Annotated in this window: 11 protein-coding genes; 1 reads left to right on the top strand and 10 read right to left on the bottom strand. The window is 57.7% G+C overall.

What is annotated here, in order from left to right; all coding sequences use genetic code 11:
* Window positions 1–176 precede the first annotated feature (176 nt).
* The 4 genes from rpsB to CJ255_RS01980 all read right to left on the bottom strand — a co-directional run bounded on the left by rpsB (window position 177) and on the right by CJ255_RS01980 (window position 8,862).
* Entirely contained in the window at window positions 177–896 is a 720-nt protein-coding gene (gene rpsB / locus CJ255_RS01995) for a 30S ribosomal protein S2 (RefSeq protein WP_097642426.1), read from the bottom strand.
* A 230-nt stretch (window positions 897–1,126) separates the two neighbouring features.
* Window positions 1,127–3,532 carry a peptidoglycan recognition protein family protein gene (locus tag CJ255_RS01990; protein ID WP_245863122.1) on the bottom strand — a complete coding sequence of 802 codons (2,406 nt, stop codon included), beginning with the start codon at window positions 3,530–3,532 and terminating at the stop codon, window positions 1,127–1,129.
* Window positions 3,533–3,791: 259 nt separating this feature from the next.
* Complete coding sequence (locus CJ255_RS01985; protein ID WP_245863120.1) at window positions 3,792–5,840, bottom strand: putative glycoside hydrolase; 2,049 nt, start codon at window positions 5,838–5,840, stop codon at window positions 3,792–3,794.
* 67 nt (window positions 5,841–5,907) lie between these two features.
* Window positions 5,908–8,862, bottom strand: coding sequence for a GAF domain-containing protein (locus tag CJ255_RS01980; protein WP_097642423.1), 2,955 nt, complete (start codon window positions 8,860–8,862; stop codon window positions 5,908–5,910).
* A gap of 234 nt (window positions 8,863–9,096) precedes the next feature.
* On the opposite strand from CJ255_RS01980, the gene CJ255_RS23270 reads away from it, so the two are divergent.
* Window positions 9,097–9,237: a hypothetical protein gene (locus CJ255_RS23270; RefSeq protein ID WP_165774525.1), complete on the top strand. Its 141-nt coding sequence runs from the start codon at window positions 9,097–9,099 to the stop codon at window positions 9,235–9,237.
* 39 nt (window positions 9,238–9,276) lie between these two features.
* Here the strand turns inward: CJ255_RS23270 and CJ255_RS01975 are convergent, their stop codons facing one another.
* The 6 genes from CJ255_RS01975 to CJ255_RS01955 all read right to left on the bottom strand — a co-directional run bounded on the left by CJ255_RS01975 (window position 9,277) and on the right by CJ255_RS01955 (window position 17,798).
* Window positions 9,277–12,387 carry a type I restriction endonuclease subunit R gene (locus CJ255_RS01975; protein ID WP_097642422.1) on the bottom strand — a complete coding sequence of 1,037 codons (3,111 nt, stop codon included), beginning with the start codon at window positions 12,385–12,387 and terminating at the stop codon, window positions 9,277–9,279.
* Between the two features lie 348 nt (window positions 12,388–12,735).
* A complete protein-coding gene (locus CJ255_RS01970; RefSeq protein ID WP_217352380.1) occupies window positions 12,736–13,317 on the bottom strand; it encodes an REP-associated tyrosine transposase in 582 nt (193 codons plus the stop codon).
* Between the two features lie 208 nt (window positions 13,318–13,525).
* Window positions 13,526–14,017 (bottom strand): hypothetical protein, encoded by a 492-nt coding sequence (locus CJ255_RS22390; protein ID WP_124681784.1) that lies wholly within the window; start codon window positions 14,015–14,017, stop codon window positions 13,526–13,528.
* Between the two features lie 37 nt (window positions 14,018–14,054).
* The gene (locus tag CJ255_RS01965; RefSeq protein ID WP_097642420.1) at window positions 14,055–15,272 is read right to left on the bottom strand and encodes a restriction endonuclease subunit S; all 1,218 of its coding nucleotides are present in this window, start codon (window positions 15,270–15,272) and stop codon (window positions 14,055–14,057) included.
* Between the two features lie 285 nt (window positions 15,273–15,557).
* Window positions 15,558–15,857: a nucleotidyltransferase family protein gene (locus CJ255_RS01960; RefSeq protein WP_097642419.1), complete on the bottom strand. Its 300-nt coding sequence runs from the start codon at window positions 15,855–15,857 to the stop codon at window positions 15,558–15,560.
* Window positions 15,858–16,058: 201 nt separating this feature from the next.
* Entirely contained in the window at window positions 16,059–17,798 is a 1,740-nt protein-coding gene (locus CJ255_RS01955; protein WP_097642418.1) for a class I SAM-dependent DNA methyltransferase, read from the bottom strand.
* Between the last annotated feature and the right edge of the window lie 125 nt (window positions 17,799–17,923).

Raw genomic sequence — 17,923 nt, 5'->3', positions numbered from 1 at the left:
TTGGGGGAAGCTTACCTTCACCTCCCCCAAACCCCCGCCGAGCGCTTAATGTCATGCGTATGGTGCTTCGCCGCCAAATAGCAACAAAAAAGCTTTTCGGGGGAGGCGCAGCCTCCCCCGCACCCCCACCGGAGGTGACGTTGATGTAGCCTTAGCAAGCGGGTTGTCAAACGCACCTACTGATGCGCCGCGTCGCGGCGATGCTGGCCCTCGAGGGCGGCATCGGCGATCTTGCTGGTCATCAGGCGAATACCCCGGATGGCATCGTCATTGCAGGGAATCACAAAGTCAATCGGATCGGGATTGCAGTTGGTATCTACCATTGCTACCACAGGCACTCCAACCGTAGCCGCCTCTTTGACCGCGAGAACTTCTTTGTGCGGATCAATAATGAAGATGGCACCAGGGACGCGATCCATCGTCTTGATGCCGCTAAAGACACGATTGAGCTTGCCAATCTTCTCTTCGAGCTTCAGCCCTTCTGCCTTGGTCAGGCGGGCAAAATCGCCCCGGTCGCGCTGGGCTTCAAGATCGGCCAACAGTTTCAGGCGAGCCTTCATGGTGGCAAAGTTGGTGAGCGTACCACCAAGCCAGCGCTGCGTAATATAGTACTGTCCGGCACGGGTTGCCTCTTCGGCAATCGCCTCTTGGGCCTGCTTCTTGGTACCGACAAACAGAATCTTCTCGCCGCGTGCCGTCATATCGGCAATGAAGCGGTAGGCATCACTCAGACCCTTGACCGTCTTCTGTAGATCGATGATATGGATGCCGTTGCGCGCAGTAAAGATATAGTCGCGCATCTTCGGATTCCAACGATTGGTCTGATGCCCAAAATGGGCCCCCGCCTCCAACAAAGCCTTGATGGACACGACACGTTGCGTAGCTGCTTGGGTCATAGGTCTCTTGTTGCTCCTTACATATCCTGGAATGTTTCCAGCCGCCACCCCCTTCCCGAACGACCAGACCGGCGCTACCGGCAGGAGCACGTTCTTACTGGGGATGTGTGTATTTGGCGCATTTGAACGCCGCAGGATAGTATAGCATAAGCATGGATGTGGGGCAAACCATATCATTGGTATGCGCTATTTTCTGCTTGTCACTCGTCACTCGTCACTCATAACTGGTATTATGGCAACGGCAATCCCAAGACGGTGAAGCCACCGCGTGCGCCACCGCCGGGGAAGAGTGAGCGTTCGGCGACAATGGGCTGAGTGGCGCGCACTATCGCTGTGACTGCTGCTTCATCGGGGTAGAATTCGTGGACGGCCATGGTGTAGCGTGCCCCCGCAGGCACGCGGAAACGTTGGCTACCAATGGCTCCATCGCTGAAGCGTAGGTCTACGGTGACGTCGGCGGGCAAGTAGCCCGGGTTGCTGACGCAGAGGTAGTAGGTGGCATCGCTGGTGCGTCCATCTACGAAGGCCCAGCGTAGCTCTGGAGCGGTTGCGCCCGCGCCGACACTGCCGGTCGCGCCGTTGTTGAAGTGTAAGGAGCGTTCGACCGCGACCGGACGATCCGAGCGTAGTTTGGTACTTACGCCGAGATTAGGCACAACTTCGTTGGCATCAATCGTGAGTTGGGTGCGCGGCGGTACGGCGTAGCGCCGCAGTTCTTGCTGACCATCAGGCCCCATAAAGCTCACCTCAAGATTGGCCATGTGGCGGTTGGGGTTGAGGACGAGCAGCCGCATACGAAAATCGCCTTCGGTTGTCCCTTCGGCAAAGTGCCATTCGCGCGCAAGGGTGGCGATGCCGCGCCCAGTGTGCATGCCGGTCTGCCCTGGCCCAAAGCGCATCGTGCGCTCGGCGGCTATCGGTTGGTTGGCAATCACCTGGACGCCAAAATTAGTTCCCTGCAGTGGCATGCTGCCATCGGGCTGGGTGATGTCCCCCACGGTGATCACGAGGCGATCCTGGCCCGCAATCTGCACCTCCTGGCTCAGACTGGTACCATCGCGGCGCATGTAGGTCACCGTAGCCTGTGCGCTGGTGGCATTGGGATTGAAGAGCACCAAGAAGGTGCGGTTGGTGCCCTCGGTTGAGCCTTCGGCAAAATACCAGACCCGCGAGAGGCGGCTGATGCCCGGCCCGCCGCCAATATCGCTGGTGAGGCCCATGCTCCGTTCGGCCAGCAGGGCGACACTCGACTCGACAATCGCGGGGAGGGCGTTTTCGTCCTGCACCAACGCATTGATCGTCAGGTCGCTACGGGCACCTGGCGCGACATCCACGATGCGCGCAACCGGGGCGGCCCCCGGGCGCACGAGCGTGATGCGCGCATCGGCGGGACTATTGGTCGGGTTGAAGAGACTAAGCCGCTGGCTGTAGTCGCTCACATTGCCCTCGGCAAAGTACCAACGTGCCCGCACCGTAGACTGGTCGGCAAGGGTACGCAATTGGGGCAAGGCGTTCTGCACCGGCCCATAGGGATCGGGCGCGGTAGGCACCACCTCGTTGTGGGCCGCAATATTGGGGCGCGTGGTACGCCCACCGGCACTCCCCACACTATGCTGCCCGGTCGGCGCAAAATCATAGGCTTGGCCCAACCATGCCAAGAGGCTCACCAAGCTACTCTGCGCCGTTGGGCTCAGTGGCTCTTCACGCGGATTCAGCAGGGCCACATGCACCGCACGATCACCACCAGCCACCTGAGTCACCCGCGAGGTCGGGCCGCCCAAACGCCCCTCATAGAGATTGCCTTCGGGATCGATCAGGTAGTGATAGCTCAGATCCTCCCAGCCTAGCACCTGGGTCTGGTAGGCCAGCAGCGCCCGCACAAGCTCGAGGCTCGCATCAGCGGTGAGGGTGGTATCAAGCTGATGCACAATCACCCCCAGTGGATCGCTGCGTCCGGGTTGCGCCGCCGCCACGCGCCCACTCCAGTCGCGCCGCGCAATCACTGCGGGGCGCTGCGTGAGCGTTTCGGGCCCAAAGAGGATCGGCTGACGCGGCAGGCCCGCCGCAAAGGTCGGGAATGTTGAGGCGCTATCAAGGTAGCTCACACTCACCTGGCGCAAGCTGGCTGAAGCACGGGCGACATCGCTGCTCAAATTGACCCGCAACTGCAAATATTCGCTACCTCGGGGCAGGGCCACCACATGGGGGCTGGCCCAACCACCCGTAGCCGAGCGGGTATTACCGGACTCAAGCTGGTACCACGCGCTCCATCCCGCCTCACCAGCATCTTCGGGCGGCGTAATGCGCGAACGCAACGCCAGGCTGAGTTGGGTACCAGGGGGCAACTCCGCCTCCCAGAGCAACCCGGCGGCATTAGCCGCAAAGTCGGTCTTGAAGGGCACCGAGATAAAGCTCCCACTAGCCTGCCCATCGGCGAGGCGCAGTTCACCACCGGCATTATTGGTCACCATGGTGCCACTTGCCGCCCCAGCCTGCCAATCAGCCACCGTCGTGAGCGTCCAGGTTCCGATGCGCGCCTGTGGCCCCTGCTGCTGCGCCGCTACGGGTGGTGCCAGCACAAGCAGCAGCAGGGGCAGGAGGATCGCGGTGAGCATGGGGTGCCAAGGTTTTCTCATAGGGAACTTCTTAAATTCTTTCTTTTGGGGATGGTTGCAGAAACGCGCTTTCAGCTTTACCGTTGGAGTGCCGACTTTAGTCGGCATCCGGGGGGTGTCGGCGACCTCAGCCGGCTAAAGTCGGCACTACACTTTCAGCTTTACCGTTGGAGTGCCGACTTTAGTCGGCATCCGGGGGGTGTCGGCGACCTCAGCCGGCTAAAGCCGGCACTCCAGCGTGTGCCCCCAGATTTTCTTCAGACAGCCTCTAAAACCACCCCTACGGATTCGGGCGTGCGGCACCGCCAAAGGCACCGCGATAGACATTGGCCGAATCGTAGAGCATCCAGCCATCAATTTCGGGGAACATCTCAGTGGCATCAATCTGGGCCCGTACTTCCTCGGGGCCGTAGCGTACCACCTTGTAGGACCAGGGATCGGTATGATCCTGCAACCAGGGGCGTAGGCGTGCGTACTCACCTTCGATCTGTTCGAGGCCCGCCCGATTCGAGGCTTCCAGAATGGCGAAGGGTTCATCTACGGGCGAGGCGATGCCAAAGGAACCCGGCCACCACAAGGATGGGTAGGGCATTGGGGCGATATAGTCAGTATGATCCCCCATCAGCCGCATATCTTGGGCAATCGTGAGCGAAGGCCCAGAGACCACGCGGCCAAAGACACAGACGGACATTTTGGCCCCAGCGCCATTGACGGCCCGGTGGGCCTCTTCCATAAACTCAACAATCACCTCAAACATGCGCGCCGGATTATCCACTGGATCGAGCGGTTCGGAGAAGAGTAGTTGATCGCGGAATTCGGCGCGGGTGCCAAACCAATCAGGGAAGCGAATGTAGTCGTAATTGACCTCATCAAAGCCCATGAGCGCCGCTTCAACCCCCAGTGCAATGTTGTAGTCCCACACGTTGCGATTGGTCGGGTCGAGGTAGGCATAGCGGATTCCCGGCCCAGGGAAGTCGGCATAGACTTCACCAGTTTCGCGCCAGCGAATTGACCATTCGGGGCGAGCATCGGAGAGGACGTTGTCGTGGGAGTAGAGCTGGATACGTGCAATGGTATAAACGCCCCGTTCACGCAGACTCTGCACCAAGGCTGGCATATCAATGTAGGGTTTTGAAAGATTCAGTTCGCGGACCAAGGGTACTTGTGAATCGTAGTAGACCAGGCCCAAATCATCGCGTAGGTCGCTCTTGATGTCAATCACAATGGCGTTGAGTTCAGTTCGTTCGATTAACTCAATGTAGCGTTCCATCATTGTTGGGACACTCGCTACGGCAGAGGTGACATAGAGCGCCTTGACGCGGAAGCGTTCGAGCGCGATCTCGTTGGGTACTGCACCGGGTTCAATCGGCAGCACGACCGTACCGTAGCCAGGCGAGAGAACCTGCAAGTAGCCCTGTTCAGGCAAGCCACGCAGGGTAAAGCTCCCATCACGACTAGCGGTGATCCGTTCAAAGGCCACAGCGGTACCAGGAAAACTGGTGGTTGCAATGATCGTTGCATTGGCAATTGGCTCGCCACTCGCTTGATCAATCAGACGCCCGCGTAGGGTGTCGGGGCGGAGCACGGCATCGAGGCTGGTGCTGCGCCCCAATTCCTGCGAAAGGCTCGCATAGCCATCGGCACTGATCTCAACCAACGTAGCTTCCGCCGGGATGCCCTCAATGCGGTAGTGCCCGGCACTATCACTGCGCCCACTCACCCCGGCCACCGTTACGGTTGCGTCGGCCACCCCCGCGCCACTGAAGCGGTCGCTGATGGTGCCACTCAACACATTGGGGCGCAGAGCGAGATCATGGGTCGTGGTGCGTTCCAAGGCCACTTCCGCTGGCGCATACTCAGCAGCCGTCACACGCAGGGTAAAGCTCTCTGGCAGCTCGGTTAGGCTAAAGCGCCCCTCGGCATCGGTGGTACTGGTCACCGTTGCGGTCACCGCAAAGCTGGCCGTCACCTCAGCGCCAGCCACAGGATCACCCGTAAACTCATCGCTAATCTCACCTACAAGGGTATTGGGGCGCAGCATGGTAGCGAGGGTGACCGTGGTCCCCTCGGTGGCCGTCACTTCAGGCTGCTCGCCTAAGGCAATACTCACAACCTCATAGTTGGGTGCACGCACCTCCAGCGTATCGGCATGCCGCCAACTGGCCGTACTAAAACTGCCTGCGGCATCGGTCGTAAGGCTTGTATTACCAATCAGGATACTTGCTTCAGGCACAGGCATGCCCGTATAGGCATCAACCACCGTGCCTGTGAGGGTCGTTGTGGGGGTACTACAACCTGCAATGAGCACCAGCAAGGATACCAGCAGCACAGCGAGCCTGCGCATCTGGAGGCAAGAACGGGCAAGAGACAACATCAATGCACACTCCTCTAGACAATCACAATTCCACCTCAAAGATATGATGAGGTGCCTGCTTTCCTTTAATTGCCACCGGCCCCAGGGGGCGCAGGTTCCAACGGGGCTGATAGTCTGGTGGCAAGGCCGAAATCAAGTTATGCGAAACAATAATCTGATTAGCTTGGGCCACCGAGCAGAGGCGCGAAGCGGTATTGACCACATCACCAATCAGGGTATAATCTTGGCGCTGTTCGGAGCCAATATTGCCAATCGTGGCCCGCCCATAGCTCAAGCCCACCCCCATGCCGATGCAGTAGCCCAACTCCTGCTTCCAGAGTTGGGCGAGTTCGTGAAAGGCGCGTTGAACCGCAACCGCCGACTCGAGGGCGCGTTGCGGATCGTCTGGGCGGGCGATGGGTGTGCCAAAGACGGCAATGATCCCATCGCCCAAGAACTTATCTACCGTGCCATCATGGGTATACAGGACATCGGTTACCATCGTGTAGTAGCGATTGAGAATATGTTCGATCAGAATGCGCGGCTCAGTGCGCTCGGTGATACTGGTAAAGTTGCGCAGATCGGCAAAAATCACCGCGACATCGCGCTCAGTAGGTTGGCCAAAATCACCCCCAGCGCTCAGGAGTTGTTCAGCGACTTGGGGCGAGACATAGCGCCGAAAGACGGAGCGCACCCGTTCGCGCTCTTGGCGTTCCAGGCGCTTAATCGGGCTAATGTCGCGCATGACCATCACGCTGCCGAGGGGCTGGCCATCGCCACTCTGCACGGGTGCCACGCTGACACTATAGGTTACATCATCAGCTTGGTTCACTTCGCCTGCGGCCCCATTGATGCTCCCCTGTTCAATCAGCGCCATGAGTTGCTGCAGGATGGCCGCATCGATGTTGGTCTGTTGGGCCAGGGGTTGACCCAATGCATGTTCAAGTCCAAGGCCAAGTTGCTCTTCGGCGGCACGATTGGCCAGCAACAATTCGTGCTCTGGGCTAACCAGCAGAATCGGATCGGCGGCTCCCCGCAGCACCGCATTGAGCGTCGAGCGTTCATCGGCAACTACGCGGTAGAGCCGCGCATTCTCGATCACCTGGACAATCAGGCTGGCCACGGTACCCACTAACTCGCGATCGGCCTGCCCAAAGCCCTCAGGCCGCCCGGATGCATCGAGGCAGAGCATGCCCAAGGTACGGGTGCCAGCCATAAGCGGCACGACGAGCACCGCATTGATCTTCCAGGTGGCCAGTAAGGGGTGCAGCGGGGCAAATTCCTGCGCTTGGGCTAGATTGTTCAGCAGCATGGGCCCCCCCAGCGCCCCAATCGCGGAGGACAACTCCCCATGCTGTGCTGCCAAGCTACTCAGCATCGCCTCCTGCTCCACAGTCACACTGCCCGCCAACGCCACCTGGGGTAGGTCGTGTTCGCTATCAGCACAGAGCAGCAGCCCAGCAAAGGGCACCCCAAAGATCTTGGCCACCGAGCGGGCCACGGCTTGTAGGTGTTGGGGCGCATCAAGCTGGGCGGTCAACTCCACCGAGAGGCGATTGACCCGGCTGAGTTGGGCGATGCGCTGCTGTTCATTCTCAAGCAGGCGCGCATTGCCCAACGCGGTACTAAACTGATTAACAATCGCACTCAGAACTGCCGCATCACTCGGCCCAAAGGCCGCCACCTCAGGGCTACGCACATCAAGCGTCCCCAAGACCTGGCGGCGCAACACAATCGGCAACACTAACTGTGAACGCACTAGCCCATCATCGGGCAACTGCGCCTCAAAACGGCTATCTTGGGTTGCATCATCAACGTGCAGCACCTGCTGATGGCGAATGGCCCACCCGTGCATACCTCGGTCGGCACGCAAGCGTGAACCGAGCAGTAGACTGGCACTCACCGAGCCAGCCGCCGCCTGCAAGACCAGTTCATCGCCTTCGCGCCAGAACAGATAGACCAGCGGGTAGCCAAACTGCTGCTGGATCATATAGACCAACAGGCGGGTCACCTGATCAGGGGCCATCAACTCCGAGAGGTAGGCGTTAATCTCATTGACCTTACGCAATTCCTCGGTGCGTTGGGATAACAGCTCGGTTTGGCGGCGGGTCAGGCGAAAGAGGCGCGCACTCTCGAGCGCAACGGCGCTCTGGGCTGCCACCGAACTGAGTAGTTCAATATGCTCATCGGTAAAGAAGCCGGGCGTATGGTGAACCAGCGTGATCGCGCCGAGGGCGCGCCCCTCGCGCATAATTGGCGTAGCCGCCACCGAGCGCACGCTGGAGTGCAAGGAAGAGGTATTGAGCCAACGCGGATCAGTGCGGGTATCGGCAAGAACTGCGGGTTCACCGGTGCGCATCACCCAGCCAGCAAACCCTTGGCGCAAAATATCGGGCAGCACCTTGGTCGCAGGGTTGCGACTACTGGAATAGTAGAGTGTACGTTCATCATTATCAAAATCGCTCAGAATAATCGAAGCACGCACCGCCCCCACCGCATCGGCCAAATGATCGAGAAAACGGGTCAGCAGCACATCAAGATCAAGACTCGCGCCCAGATCGCGGGTCAAATGGAGTAACAACTCGGTCTTACGCTGGGCTCGTTGCATACCCCGTTGCGCCCGTTGCAAACGCAGCATCGCCCGCACACGGGCCAGCAACTCGTCCATCTCAACCGGTTTGACCAGAAAATCATCTGCACCGGCATCGAGCGCATTGACACTGATCGTGGGATCGGCTTGGGCCGAGATCACCATCACCGGGGTGAAAGGCTTGCTGCGATCAGCTTTAATCTGCCGTGTCACCTCAAAGCCATCAATCCCTGGCAGCCCCAGATCGAGCAGGATCAGATCAGGCGTAATCAACTGCAAATAGGCCAGCGCCTCTTCACCACTGGCCGCCTGCGAGACCCGATAGCCATCACTGGTCAGCAGATCATGGTAGATGCGCCGAATGAACGGCTCATCTTCAACAATCAGAATATTGGCTGGTTCAAGCATAGGCAAACTCTGCCAAGCAATACAGGCTATGAATCATGGCCTAATGCGTTGCAGTATAGCATACCCACCGCCCCTTGATATTCTGGCGTGGTATGACCGTTCCTAGTAGCGGGCTACACATCAGCCGAGCGAACCATATCCGTACAAAGAACCAGTCCCGCATCGGTCGCATGGTGGGTACACGATGCGTAGCGTTGCGTTATGCTATGGTATACGCTACCTAGGAGTACGCTCATGTTTGTCAATCTCTTCGGTTGGTTGTTGGCCATTGCTGCGGCAGCAACGAGTATCGCTATGATCGTCATGGGTGGGCGCTGGCAGCGCATTGAAGCGGCAGCCTACGCGGGCGAGCGGCGTCCGTGGTGGACTGCGTGAGAACGCGGCGGAGCAAAAAAGCCTATTCTTGAAAGCCTCCTACCCCGCCCACTCCGCTGCTCGTAGCGTCGCTTGTTCAAGCACGACGAGGGTGGCGCACTCTCGTTTGTCGGGGGGGTAGCCGTGTTTGCGGAGGAGCCGTTTGACCATGACGCGCAGTTTGGCGCGGGCGCTCTCTTTGAGTGTCCAGTCAATGGTGGCGTTGCGGCGCACGGTCTCTACCAGTTCGCGGGCGATGGTCTTGAGGGTTTCGTCGCCGAGAACTTTGACGGCGCTGTCGTTGACCTCTAGGGCTTCGTAGAAGGCGAGTTCGTCTTCGTTGAGGCCCAGTTCTTCCCCGCGCTGCTGGGCGGTACGTAGCTCTTCGGCAAGTTTGATCAGCTCCTCGATGATTTGGGCGGTCTCTAGGGCGCGATTCTGGTAGGCGCGGAGTGACCGTTCGAGCATTGCGCTGAAGGAGCGCCCCTGTACTGCGTTGCTGCGTGAGCGGGTCTTGATCTCGTCGGCAAGCAGTTTGCGGAGGAGTTCGATGGCGACGTTTTTGTGTGGGATGCCGCGTACTTCGGCGAGGAATTCGTCGGAGAGGATGGAGATGTCGGGCTTTTTGATGCCTGCCGCAGCGAAGATGTCGATCACATGGTCGGGGGCGATGGCTTTGGCGACGAGTTGACGGATCGCTTGGTCGAGGTCGGCAGTGGCGGTTTTGGTTGTGTTGCTCGGTGTTTTGGCCAGCGCAGCATGGATGGCTTGGAAGAAGGCGACGTCGTCGCGGATGGCGATAGCTTCGTCGTGGGGGATGGCGAGGGCAAAAGCGCGTGAGAGTTGGGTGACGGCTTGGAGCAGGCGGTTCTTGCCATCCTCTTGGGCGAGGATGTGTTCTTGGGCTGGCGGGAGCAGCGCAAGGCGCTGGATGGGGCTGCCGTTGGCCCACACTGACCAGTCGAAGCCGTGGAAGAGGTTGCAGCAAAGCTCGTGCTTTTCCTGCATGATGGCGACTGCATCCTCTTGGGCGAGGGTGCTTTGGCCGCTGCCGCCGTTTGCGGTGTAGTTGGCCATCGCTTCGCGGAGCGAGTCGGCGAGGCCCAGGTAGTCTACGATGAGGCCGCCGGGCTTGTCTTTGAAGACGCGGTTGACGCGGGCGATGGCTTGCATGAGGCCGTGGCCGCGCATGGGTTTATCTACATACATCGTGTGCAAGCTGGGCGCATCAAAGCCGGTGAGCCACATGTCGCGCACGATGACCAGTTTCAGGGGGTCGCTTGCGTTTTTGAAGCGGTTGGCCAGCGCCTCGCGGCGCGCTTTGTTGCGAATATGGGGTTGCCACGCCAGCGGATCGCTTGCCGAGCCGGTCATGACGATCTTGAGTGCGCCCTGGTTGTCGTCGTCGCTGTGCCATTGCGGGCAGAGTGCAATCAGGGCTTGGTAGAGATCGATGCAGATGCGGCGGCTCATGCAGACAATCATGGCTTTGCCTTCCATGACCTCGAGGCGCTGCGCGAAGTGTTCAACGAGGTCTTTGGCCAGCAATGCAATGCGTCGTTCAGCGCCAACCACCGCTTCGAGGGCGGCCCATTTGCTCTTGAGTTGCTCCTTCTTGGTGACCTCCTCGCCTTCGGTTACCTCTTCAAAACTCTGGTCAAGGTTGGGCCGTTCGGTTTCGTCGAGGGCGAGTTTGGCCAAGCGACTTTCGTAGTAGATGGGTACGGTCGCCCGATCTTGCACGGCACGCTGGATGTCGTAGATGCTGATGTAGTCGCCAAAGACGGCGCGGGTATTGCGATCAGTGAGTTCAATCGGGGTGCCGGTGAAGCCGATGAAGGAGGCGGCGGGCAGCGCGTCGCGCACATGCTGGGCAAAGCCATAGGTCAATGTGCCGCTTTTGGTGTCGAGTTTTGCCTCAAAACCGTACTGGCTGCGGTGGGCCTCGTCGGCAATCACGACGATGTTGCGCCGCATGGAGAGCGGTTCGGAGCGTTCGCCGCGCACTTCAGGCAGGAATTTTTGGATGGTGGTGAAGATGACGCCACCAGCGGCCACTTCGAGTTTGGCGCGCAGATCGTTGCGGTCGGTGGCTTGGATCGGGGTTTGGCGCAGCAATTCGTGGCAACGCGCAAAGGTGCCGAAGAGTTGATCATCGAGGTCGTTGCGATCGGTGATAACCACAAGCGTGGGGTTGGCCATTGCTGGCGCTTGAATGATCCGCCCGGCGTAGAAGGCCATCGTGAGGCTCTTGCCGGAACCTTGGGTGTGCCACACCACCCCCGCCCTCCGGTCGCCGGTGGGCGCAGTCGCCTCAAGGGTGGCGTCTACGGCTTTGTTGACGGCGTGGAACTGGTGGTAGCCGGCGAGTTTCTTGACGAGGCTGCCGCTCTCATCCTCCTCAAAGACGATGAAGGAGCGCAAGAGCGCGAGCAAGTGGTGTGGTGCGAGCATGCCACGGGTCAATACTTCCAATTCCAACAGGGTTGTTGGTGCTACCGTCTCGCCCTCAATCGTGCGCCAGGGCATAAACCACTCTTTGTCGGCGGTCAGCGTCCCCACCCGCGCCGTGTGGCCGTCGGAGATAATCAACGCCGCGTTGTAGAGGAAGAGCGTTGCTATCTGGGCCTTGTAGGTCTGCACCTGTTGCCATGCCATCCAGACGGTTGCCTGCTCATCGGCGGGATTCTTGAGTTCCAGCACCACCAAGGGCAAGCCATTGAGAAACAGCACAATATCGGGGCGGCGCTTGTGTTGGCCCTCGGCCACCGTGAACTGGTTGACCGCCAACCAATCGTTGTTGGCGGGGTTCGCAATATCCACCAGGCGCACCAACTCGCCGCCAAGCGAGCCATCGGGTCGCCGATATTCCACAGCCACACCAGCAACCAGCATGCGGTGAAAGGTGCGGTTATTGGCAAGCAGCGCAGGCGCATTGGGATGCAGAATCTGGCGCAGCGCCTCAGCGCAAGCCTCAGCGGGAAGCGCAGGGTTCAGCCGCAGCAGGGCAGCCCGCAGTCGCCCAAGCAACACCACCTGAGTGTAGTCATCACGCTCGGCAGCCGACGCACCAGGGGCAATCTCGGGGCCAAAGCGCGTGGTATAGCCAAGCTCAGCGAGCCAGACGAGGGTTGCTGCTTCGAGGTCAGCTTCGGTCAACGTTGCTGGCATAGCTCCCCCTTGGGCATTAAGGATGGTTTCAGGAAATAGAAATCAGTCTTACCACCGTAGTGCCGACTTCAGTCGGCTTCTCATGACCTCTAAGCGCGTAGTAGCGTAGTGCCGACTTTAGTCGGCTTGCCATGATCTCTGGCGACTTCAGCCGACTAAAGTCGGCACTACCTGTAGGGCATCGTAGCGTGTAGCGTGCATCGTAGCGCGTAGCGTAGTGCCGACTTTAGTCGGCTTCCCATGATCTCTGGCGACTTCAGCCGACTAAAGTCGGCACTACCTATTCTCTAAAGTCGGCATTACCTATGGCACAAAGATTTCACTAAATAAGAAAGAGTCCTTCACTCTTCAAGCAGCATCCCATCCATCTCCAAACGTATCAAAAGGATAATCTTGCTCTATTTTTTTTACCCAATCCATCCCTAGATCTGCAATGTAGCGATGCAAGCTTGAAAAACGCCAATCCAAAGAGTGCTTAGCATATCTGTGGCGCACAGCGTTGGCATGGAGGTAATTAGTCGCACGATAGAAGTGCTGTTCGTCACGAATTGCACGATCACTGTAGTAATACCAAACCTTGCGTCCAATGGTATTATCCTCAATATTCCATTGTCGAGCGGTACGTCCATGCAGTCGCTTAAGAATTGCTGAGACAACAGCAAGTGCCGGAAGTTGGACGAGAAGGTGGTAATGGTTAGGGAGTACAACCCAGGCACAACACGTAATGCCTGGCTGTTCAAAGGCTTCAAGCAACGCTTGCTCGAATAGTGACAGTCGTGTTTCCGAGAGCATAATGGCATGATGCTGATAGATTGTTGCCGTTAGCAGATAGTAGCCTTGTCCTTGTTCCAGATGGGGCGGGCGATGGGGAGGAAACCCCCGATCTAATCGTTCGGCAACAATTGCACGTTGTTCATCTGGACTGAGCATGCGATATTCATAGAATGGCATGTATTTGCATTGCCCTCATCGTAGTGCCGACTTTAGTCGGCTTGCCATGATCTCCGAGAACCTCAGCCGACTAAAGTCGGCACTACCTGTAGGGCATCGTAGCGTGTAGCGTAGCGTGTAGTAGCGTAGTGCCGACTTTAGTCGGCTTGCCATGATCTCCGAGAACCTCAGCCGACTAAAGTCGGCACTACCTGTAGGGCATCGTAGCGTGTAGCGTAGCGTGTAGTAGCGTAGTGCCGACTTTAGTCGGCTTGCCATGATCTCCGAGAACCTCAGCCGACTTAAAGTCGGCACTACCTGTAGGGCATCGTAGCGTGTAGCGTAGCGCGTAGTAGCGTAGTGCCGACTTTAGTCGGCTTGCCATGATCTCTGGCGACTTCAGCCGACTAAAGTCGGCACTACCTGTAGGGCATCGTAGCGTGTAGCGTAGCGCGTAGTAGCGTAGTGCCGACTTTAGTCGGCTTGCCATGATCTCTGGCGACTTCAGCCGACTAAAGTCGGCACTACCTGTAGGGCATCGTAGCGTGTAGCGTAGCGCGTAGTAGCGTAGTGCCGACTTTAGTCGGCTTGCCATGATCTCTGGCGACTTCAGCCGACTAAAGTCGGCACTACCTGTAGGGCATCGTAGCGTGTAGCGTAGCGCGTAGTAGCGTAGTGCCGACTTTAGTCGGCTTCCCATTTACTGTCTGTGCAACAGACCTTGATCGTGCGCCCCTTCACAGCACCTCCTCCACCACCTGCTCCGCCTCACGCACGCGCAACTCCCCTGAAAGCAACTTCGGGAGCAATGCGTCGCGTAGCGCGGCGAGGGTGCGGGATTGGTGAACATTGGTAACTATACTTTGTATGAGGGGAAATGCAAAATCGTTGTAGCGAGACGCTACAAGCTCTGGTGGAAGTACCACTTGATAACGTGCCATGTCTTTCCAGCTTGTACGAGGCATCTTGGTGCCATGAGATGACTGATCTGTATGTTGGACAAACTCATCGCTAGATACATGGGCCAGTACAAAGCCGAACCAATTAAGTTCAGTTGGCCGTAAAACTAAAATATCGGTGGAACACACTCCGCTTATCGCCGCTACACCAACTTTATGGAAATAAGGTCGCAGCTTGCCAAACAAAATTTCTCCTCGATCAAAGCCAAATTTATTACTCTCAATGGTATCCGTACTGCCCCAGTCATCAAGTGCTACACACTTTCGGGGCATGTGTTCAAGACCAATATATGGCGTCTTCGGATCAACATCACTTGGGTGAAAACTTCGTCGTGGATTCTCTGTGATCCTATCTAAACGGGCCAAGCCCCACCCCCTCGGCACCTCACGCCCATCAACCACCTCAAAGCCATCGGGGAAGAGCCTCGCCGTCGCCGCATCCATCGCATCCGGGGCGCGGCCTGCGGCCTTGGCCCGCACGGGATCAAAGTCTACAAACCAACTCTTGAAGACCGCCCGCGCCAGGGCTTCGAGAGTCACATTCTGGCGGCGGTTGAGTTCGATCTTGTCGTCGAGGCTGCCGAGGATGCGGGCAATGGCGCGTTGTTCGGGGAGGGGGGGGATGCGAATTAGACGCGCATGTGCTGCATCTCGATTCAGACCAGGAACAGCACTGTCAGAATTCATTTTTTCTAAGCCAAGGGACTTAATAGAATAAAATGCAAATCTCGCTAAATATAGATCTGATATTGATATGAAAAATGTTGTATCAATCGGCCAACAAGGGGTTTTTGAGAATTGAACCGAACCAACGGTTCCTTTTCTGCCAATAATTATGGTAAAATTATCTGTTAAATATGTGTTATGAAATCCGATAACACCATTTGATCCATATACTGGAAACGTTCCAGTCGTAATTCTTTTGCTTTTTAGTAAACTTTTTCCATATGAAAACGGTAAATAATCACCTAATTTTTCTATCCTATCAGTTTTCATGTCCCAACCTTCGCATGTTTTTGCATATCATTACTTTCAACACATTGGCTTGGCACCTGACGGCAGATAACACAGGTCATGTACTCATCGCTTAGAGGCTATCTGAAAATTCTATTAACTGGCGTTGGAGTGCCGGCTTCAGCCGGCTAAAGCCGGCACTCCAACATGTGCCCACTAGCTTTTCAGACAACCTCCGGCTAAAGCCGGCACTCCAACATGTGCCCACTAGCTTTTCAGACAACTTCTCATATCTGCATATCCTCAGCCAACTGAAGTCGGCACTACCTATGGCGTAAATAGCGCTACAGCCTCCTGCAGTACTCGTTCGCGTATGTGTACATTCAGGCCCGCATCGGTAACCACATCAACCTTATGTTCGAGGAGATCTTCAAGGTCTTGCCACAGGCCAATGAGATCTAATAGGCTCCGGTCGTTTGCCATAGTCACAAGCAGGTCGAGATCGCTCTCTGGACCAGCTTCACCACGGGCGATTGAGCCAAAAATGCGTAGGTTGGATGCGCCATGCTGGGCGGCGATCTGCAAGATTTCGGGGCGCTTTGCCCTGAGTAGTTCGGTAAGTTCCATGCTTCCTCCTGCACTATAGCCAATTATACCAATTACCGTTGAATATACCGCATTGCAATGAGGTATACCCTGCTTGTCACTCGCCACTCATCACTCGTAACTGGTATTACTTGGGTGTGACTGGAATCTGTAGGGCGGTGCCCTACAACCCCGCCGGACAGGGGGAAATGCGGGGGAACCAGGTTCCCCCGCACCCCCTACCTATGTTTCTGGAACCTCTAGGATCGTGGGAGGGGTTTTCGGGGAGGGCGCAGCCCTCCCCGAACCCATCCCCTTTACGATTCGCAAATTCTCTCGAATCTCCGCTTCCAACCGCGCTCCTTCTGCAAACTGCTGCTCCAACTCGGCGGTGAGCCGGGCGTATTTTGCTGCAAAGGGCTCGTCATCATCTTCGGCGGCGGCGGCGCCGACGTAGCGACCAGGAGTAAGCACGAAGCCGTGGCTGGTGATCTCGTCCAGCTTGGCCGCCTTGCAGAAGCCCGGCTCGTCGCTGTACGCTGTTGCGCCCTCATCGCCGCGCCAGGCGTGGTAGGTGCCGGCGATCTTCGCAAGATCGGCCTCGGTCAATTCGCGGTGGGTGCGATCAGCCATGACGCCCAGCTTGCGCGCATCAATGAAGAGCGTCTCGCCGCGCCGGTCGCGTAATGCTTTTCCCGGCTTGCCCTCACCCCCGCTGCCCTTCGACAAGCTCAGGGCGCGGGCGTCAATGGCTGAACGGCCATTGGCCTTATTGCGTGCCAGAAACCAGAGGCAGACCGGGATTTGGGTCGAGTAGAAGAGTTGGCCAGGGAGGGCCACCATACAATCCACCAGGTCGGCCTCAACGAGCGCACGGCGGATCTCGCCCTCGCCCGACTGGTTACTCGACATGCTGCCATTGGCCAGCACAAAGCCAGCGATGCCATGCGGTGCAAGGTGGTGAACAAAGTGCTGCACCCATGCATAGTTGGCATTGCCCACCGGCGGCGTACCATAGCGCCAACGGGCATCCTCGCGCAGCCGCTCACCGCCCCAATCGGAGATATTGAAGGGCGGATTGGCCAAAATATAATCAGCCCGCAGATCCTTGTGCAGATCGCGGTGGAAACTATCGGCATGTTCCGCGCCAAGATTGCCATCAATACCCCGGATCGCCAAATTCATCTTCGCCAAGCGCCACGTCGTCGGGTTACTCTCCTGGCCATAGATACTAATATCGCCGATACGCCCCCCGTGCGCCTCAACAAACTTCTCGCTCTGCACAAACATGCCCCCCGACCCGCAGCAGGGGTCAAAGACGCGCCCCTTATAGGGGGCCAACATGGCTACGAGGAGCTGCACAATAGAGCGCGGCGTATAGAACTCACCGCCGCCCTTCCCCTCGGCGCTGGCGAAGCGGCCAAGAAAATACTCATAGACCCGGCCCAAAATATCCTTCGAGCGATTCTCTTGGTCACCCAAGCCAATCGTACTGATAAGATCAATCAGTTCACCGAGGCGCTGCGTATCGAGCGATGGGCGGGCATAATCTTTCGGCAGAACGCGCTTGAGCGACGGATTATCGCGTTCAATCGCCTCCATCGCCGTATCGAGCAACTTCCCAATCTCCGGCTGCTTCGCCCGCGCCTGGAGGAACGACCAACGCGCTTCAGGCGGCACCCAAAAGATCTGATCCGCGAGATACTCATCACGATCTTCAGCCACCTCATAGCGGGCGCGCTCCTCACGGACAAAGTAGTCACTTGCCGGATTCGCCGCCTGCGCCAACAACCAGCGGTGGCGCTCCTCAAAGGCATCAGAGATATACTTAAGAAAGACCAAGCCAAGCACCACATGCTTGTACTCGCCAGCGTCCATATTGTTGCGCAGCTTATCAGCAGCGGCCCAGAGGGTCGCCTCAAAACCGAGCTTTGCGCCATTCGTGGGCTTCTTGGTGGCCTGTTTTTTTGCTTTGGGTGCCATTGGGGTAGGGATGCTTCCGCTGAACTATAGTCTTTCAGATAATGTTTCTGGAACCTCCAGGATCGTGGGAGGGGTTTTTGGGGAGGGCGAAGCCCTCACCGAACCCCTCCCGTTTACGATGCTTT

It is taken from the genome of Candidatus Viridilinea mediisalina, assembly GCF_002532535.1.
Taxonomy (GTDB): Bacteria; Chloroflexota; Chloroflexia; order Chloroflexales; family Chloroflexaceae; genus Viridilinea; species Viridilinea mediisalina.
This window is presented reverse-complemented; position numbering and strand designations above follow the sequence as displayed.

Coding starts and splice junctions, on each gene's coding strand:
- rpsB (WP_097642426.1), bottom strand. CDS start 896: ATGACCCAAGCAGCTACGCAACGTGTCGTGTCCATCAAGGCTTTGTTG.
- CJ255_RS01990 (WP_245863122.1), bottom strand. CDS start 3,532: ATGAGAAAACCTTGGCACCCCATGCTCACCGCGATCCTCCTGCCCCTG.
- CJ255_RS01980 (WP_097642423.1), bottom strand. CDS start 8,862: ATGCTTGAACCAGCCAATATTCTGATTGTTGAAGATGAGCCGTTCATT.
- CJ255_RS23270 (WP_165774525.1), top strand. CDS start 9,097: ATGTTTGTCAATCTCTTCGGTTGGTTGTTGGCCATTGCTGCGGCAGCA.
- CJ255_RS01975 (WP_097642422.1), bottom strand. CDS start 12,387: ATGCCAGCAACGTTGACCGAAGCTGACCTCGAAGCAGCAACCCTCGTC.
- CJ255_RS01970 (WP_217352380.1), bottom strand. CDS start 13,317: ATGCTCAGTCCAGATGAACAACGTGCAATTGTTGCCGAACGATTAGAT.
- CJ255_RS22390 (WP_124681784.1), bottom strand. CDS start 14,017: ATGGGAAGCCGACTAAAGTCGGCACTACGCTACTACGCGCTACGCTAC.
- CJ255_RS01965 (WP_097642420.1), bottom strand. CDS start 15,272: ATGAAAACTGATAGGATAGAAAAATTAGGTGATTATTTACCGTTTTCA.
- CJ255_RS01960 (WP_097642419.1), bottom strand. CDS start 15,857: ATGGAACTTACCGAACTACTCAGGGCAAAGCGCCCCGAAATCTTGCAG.
- CJ255_RS01955 (WP_097642418.1), bottom strand. CDS start 17,798: ATGGCACCCAAAGCAAAAAAACAGGCCACCAAGAAGCCCACGAATGGC.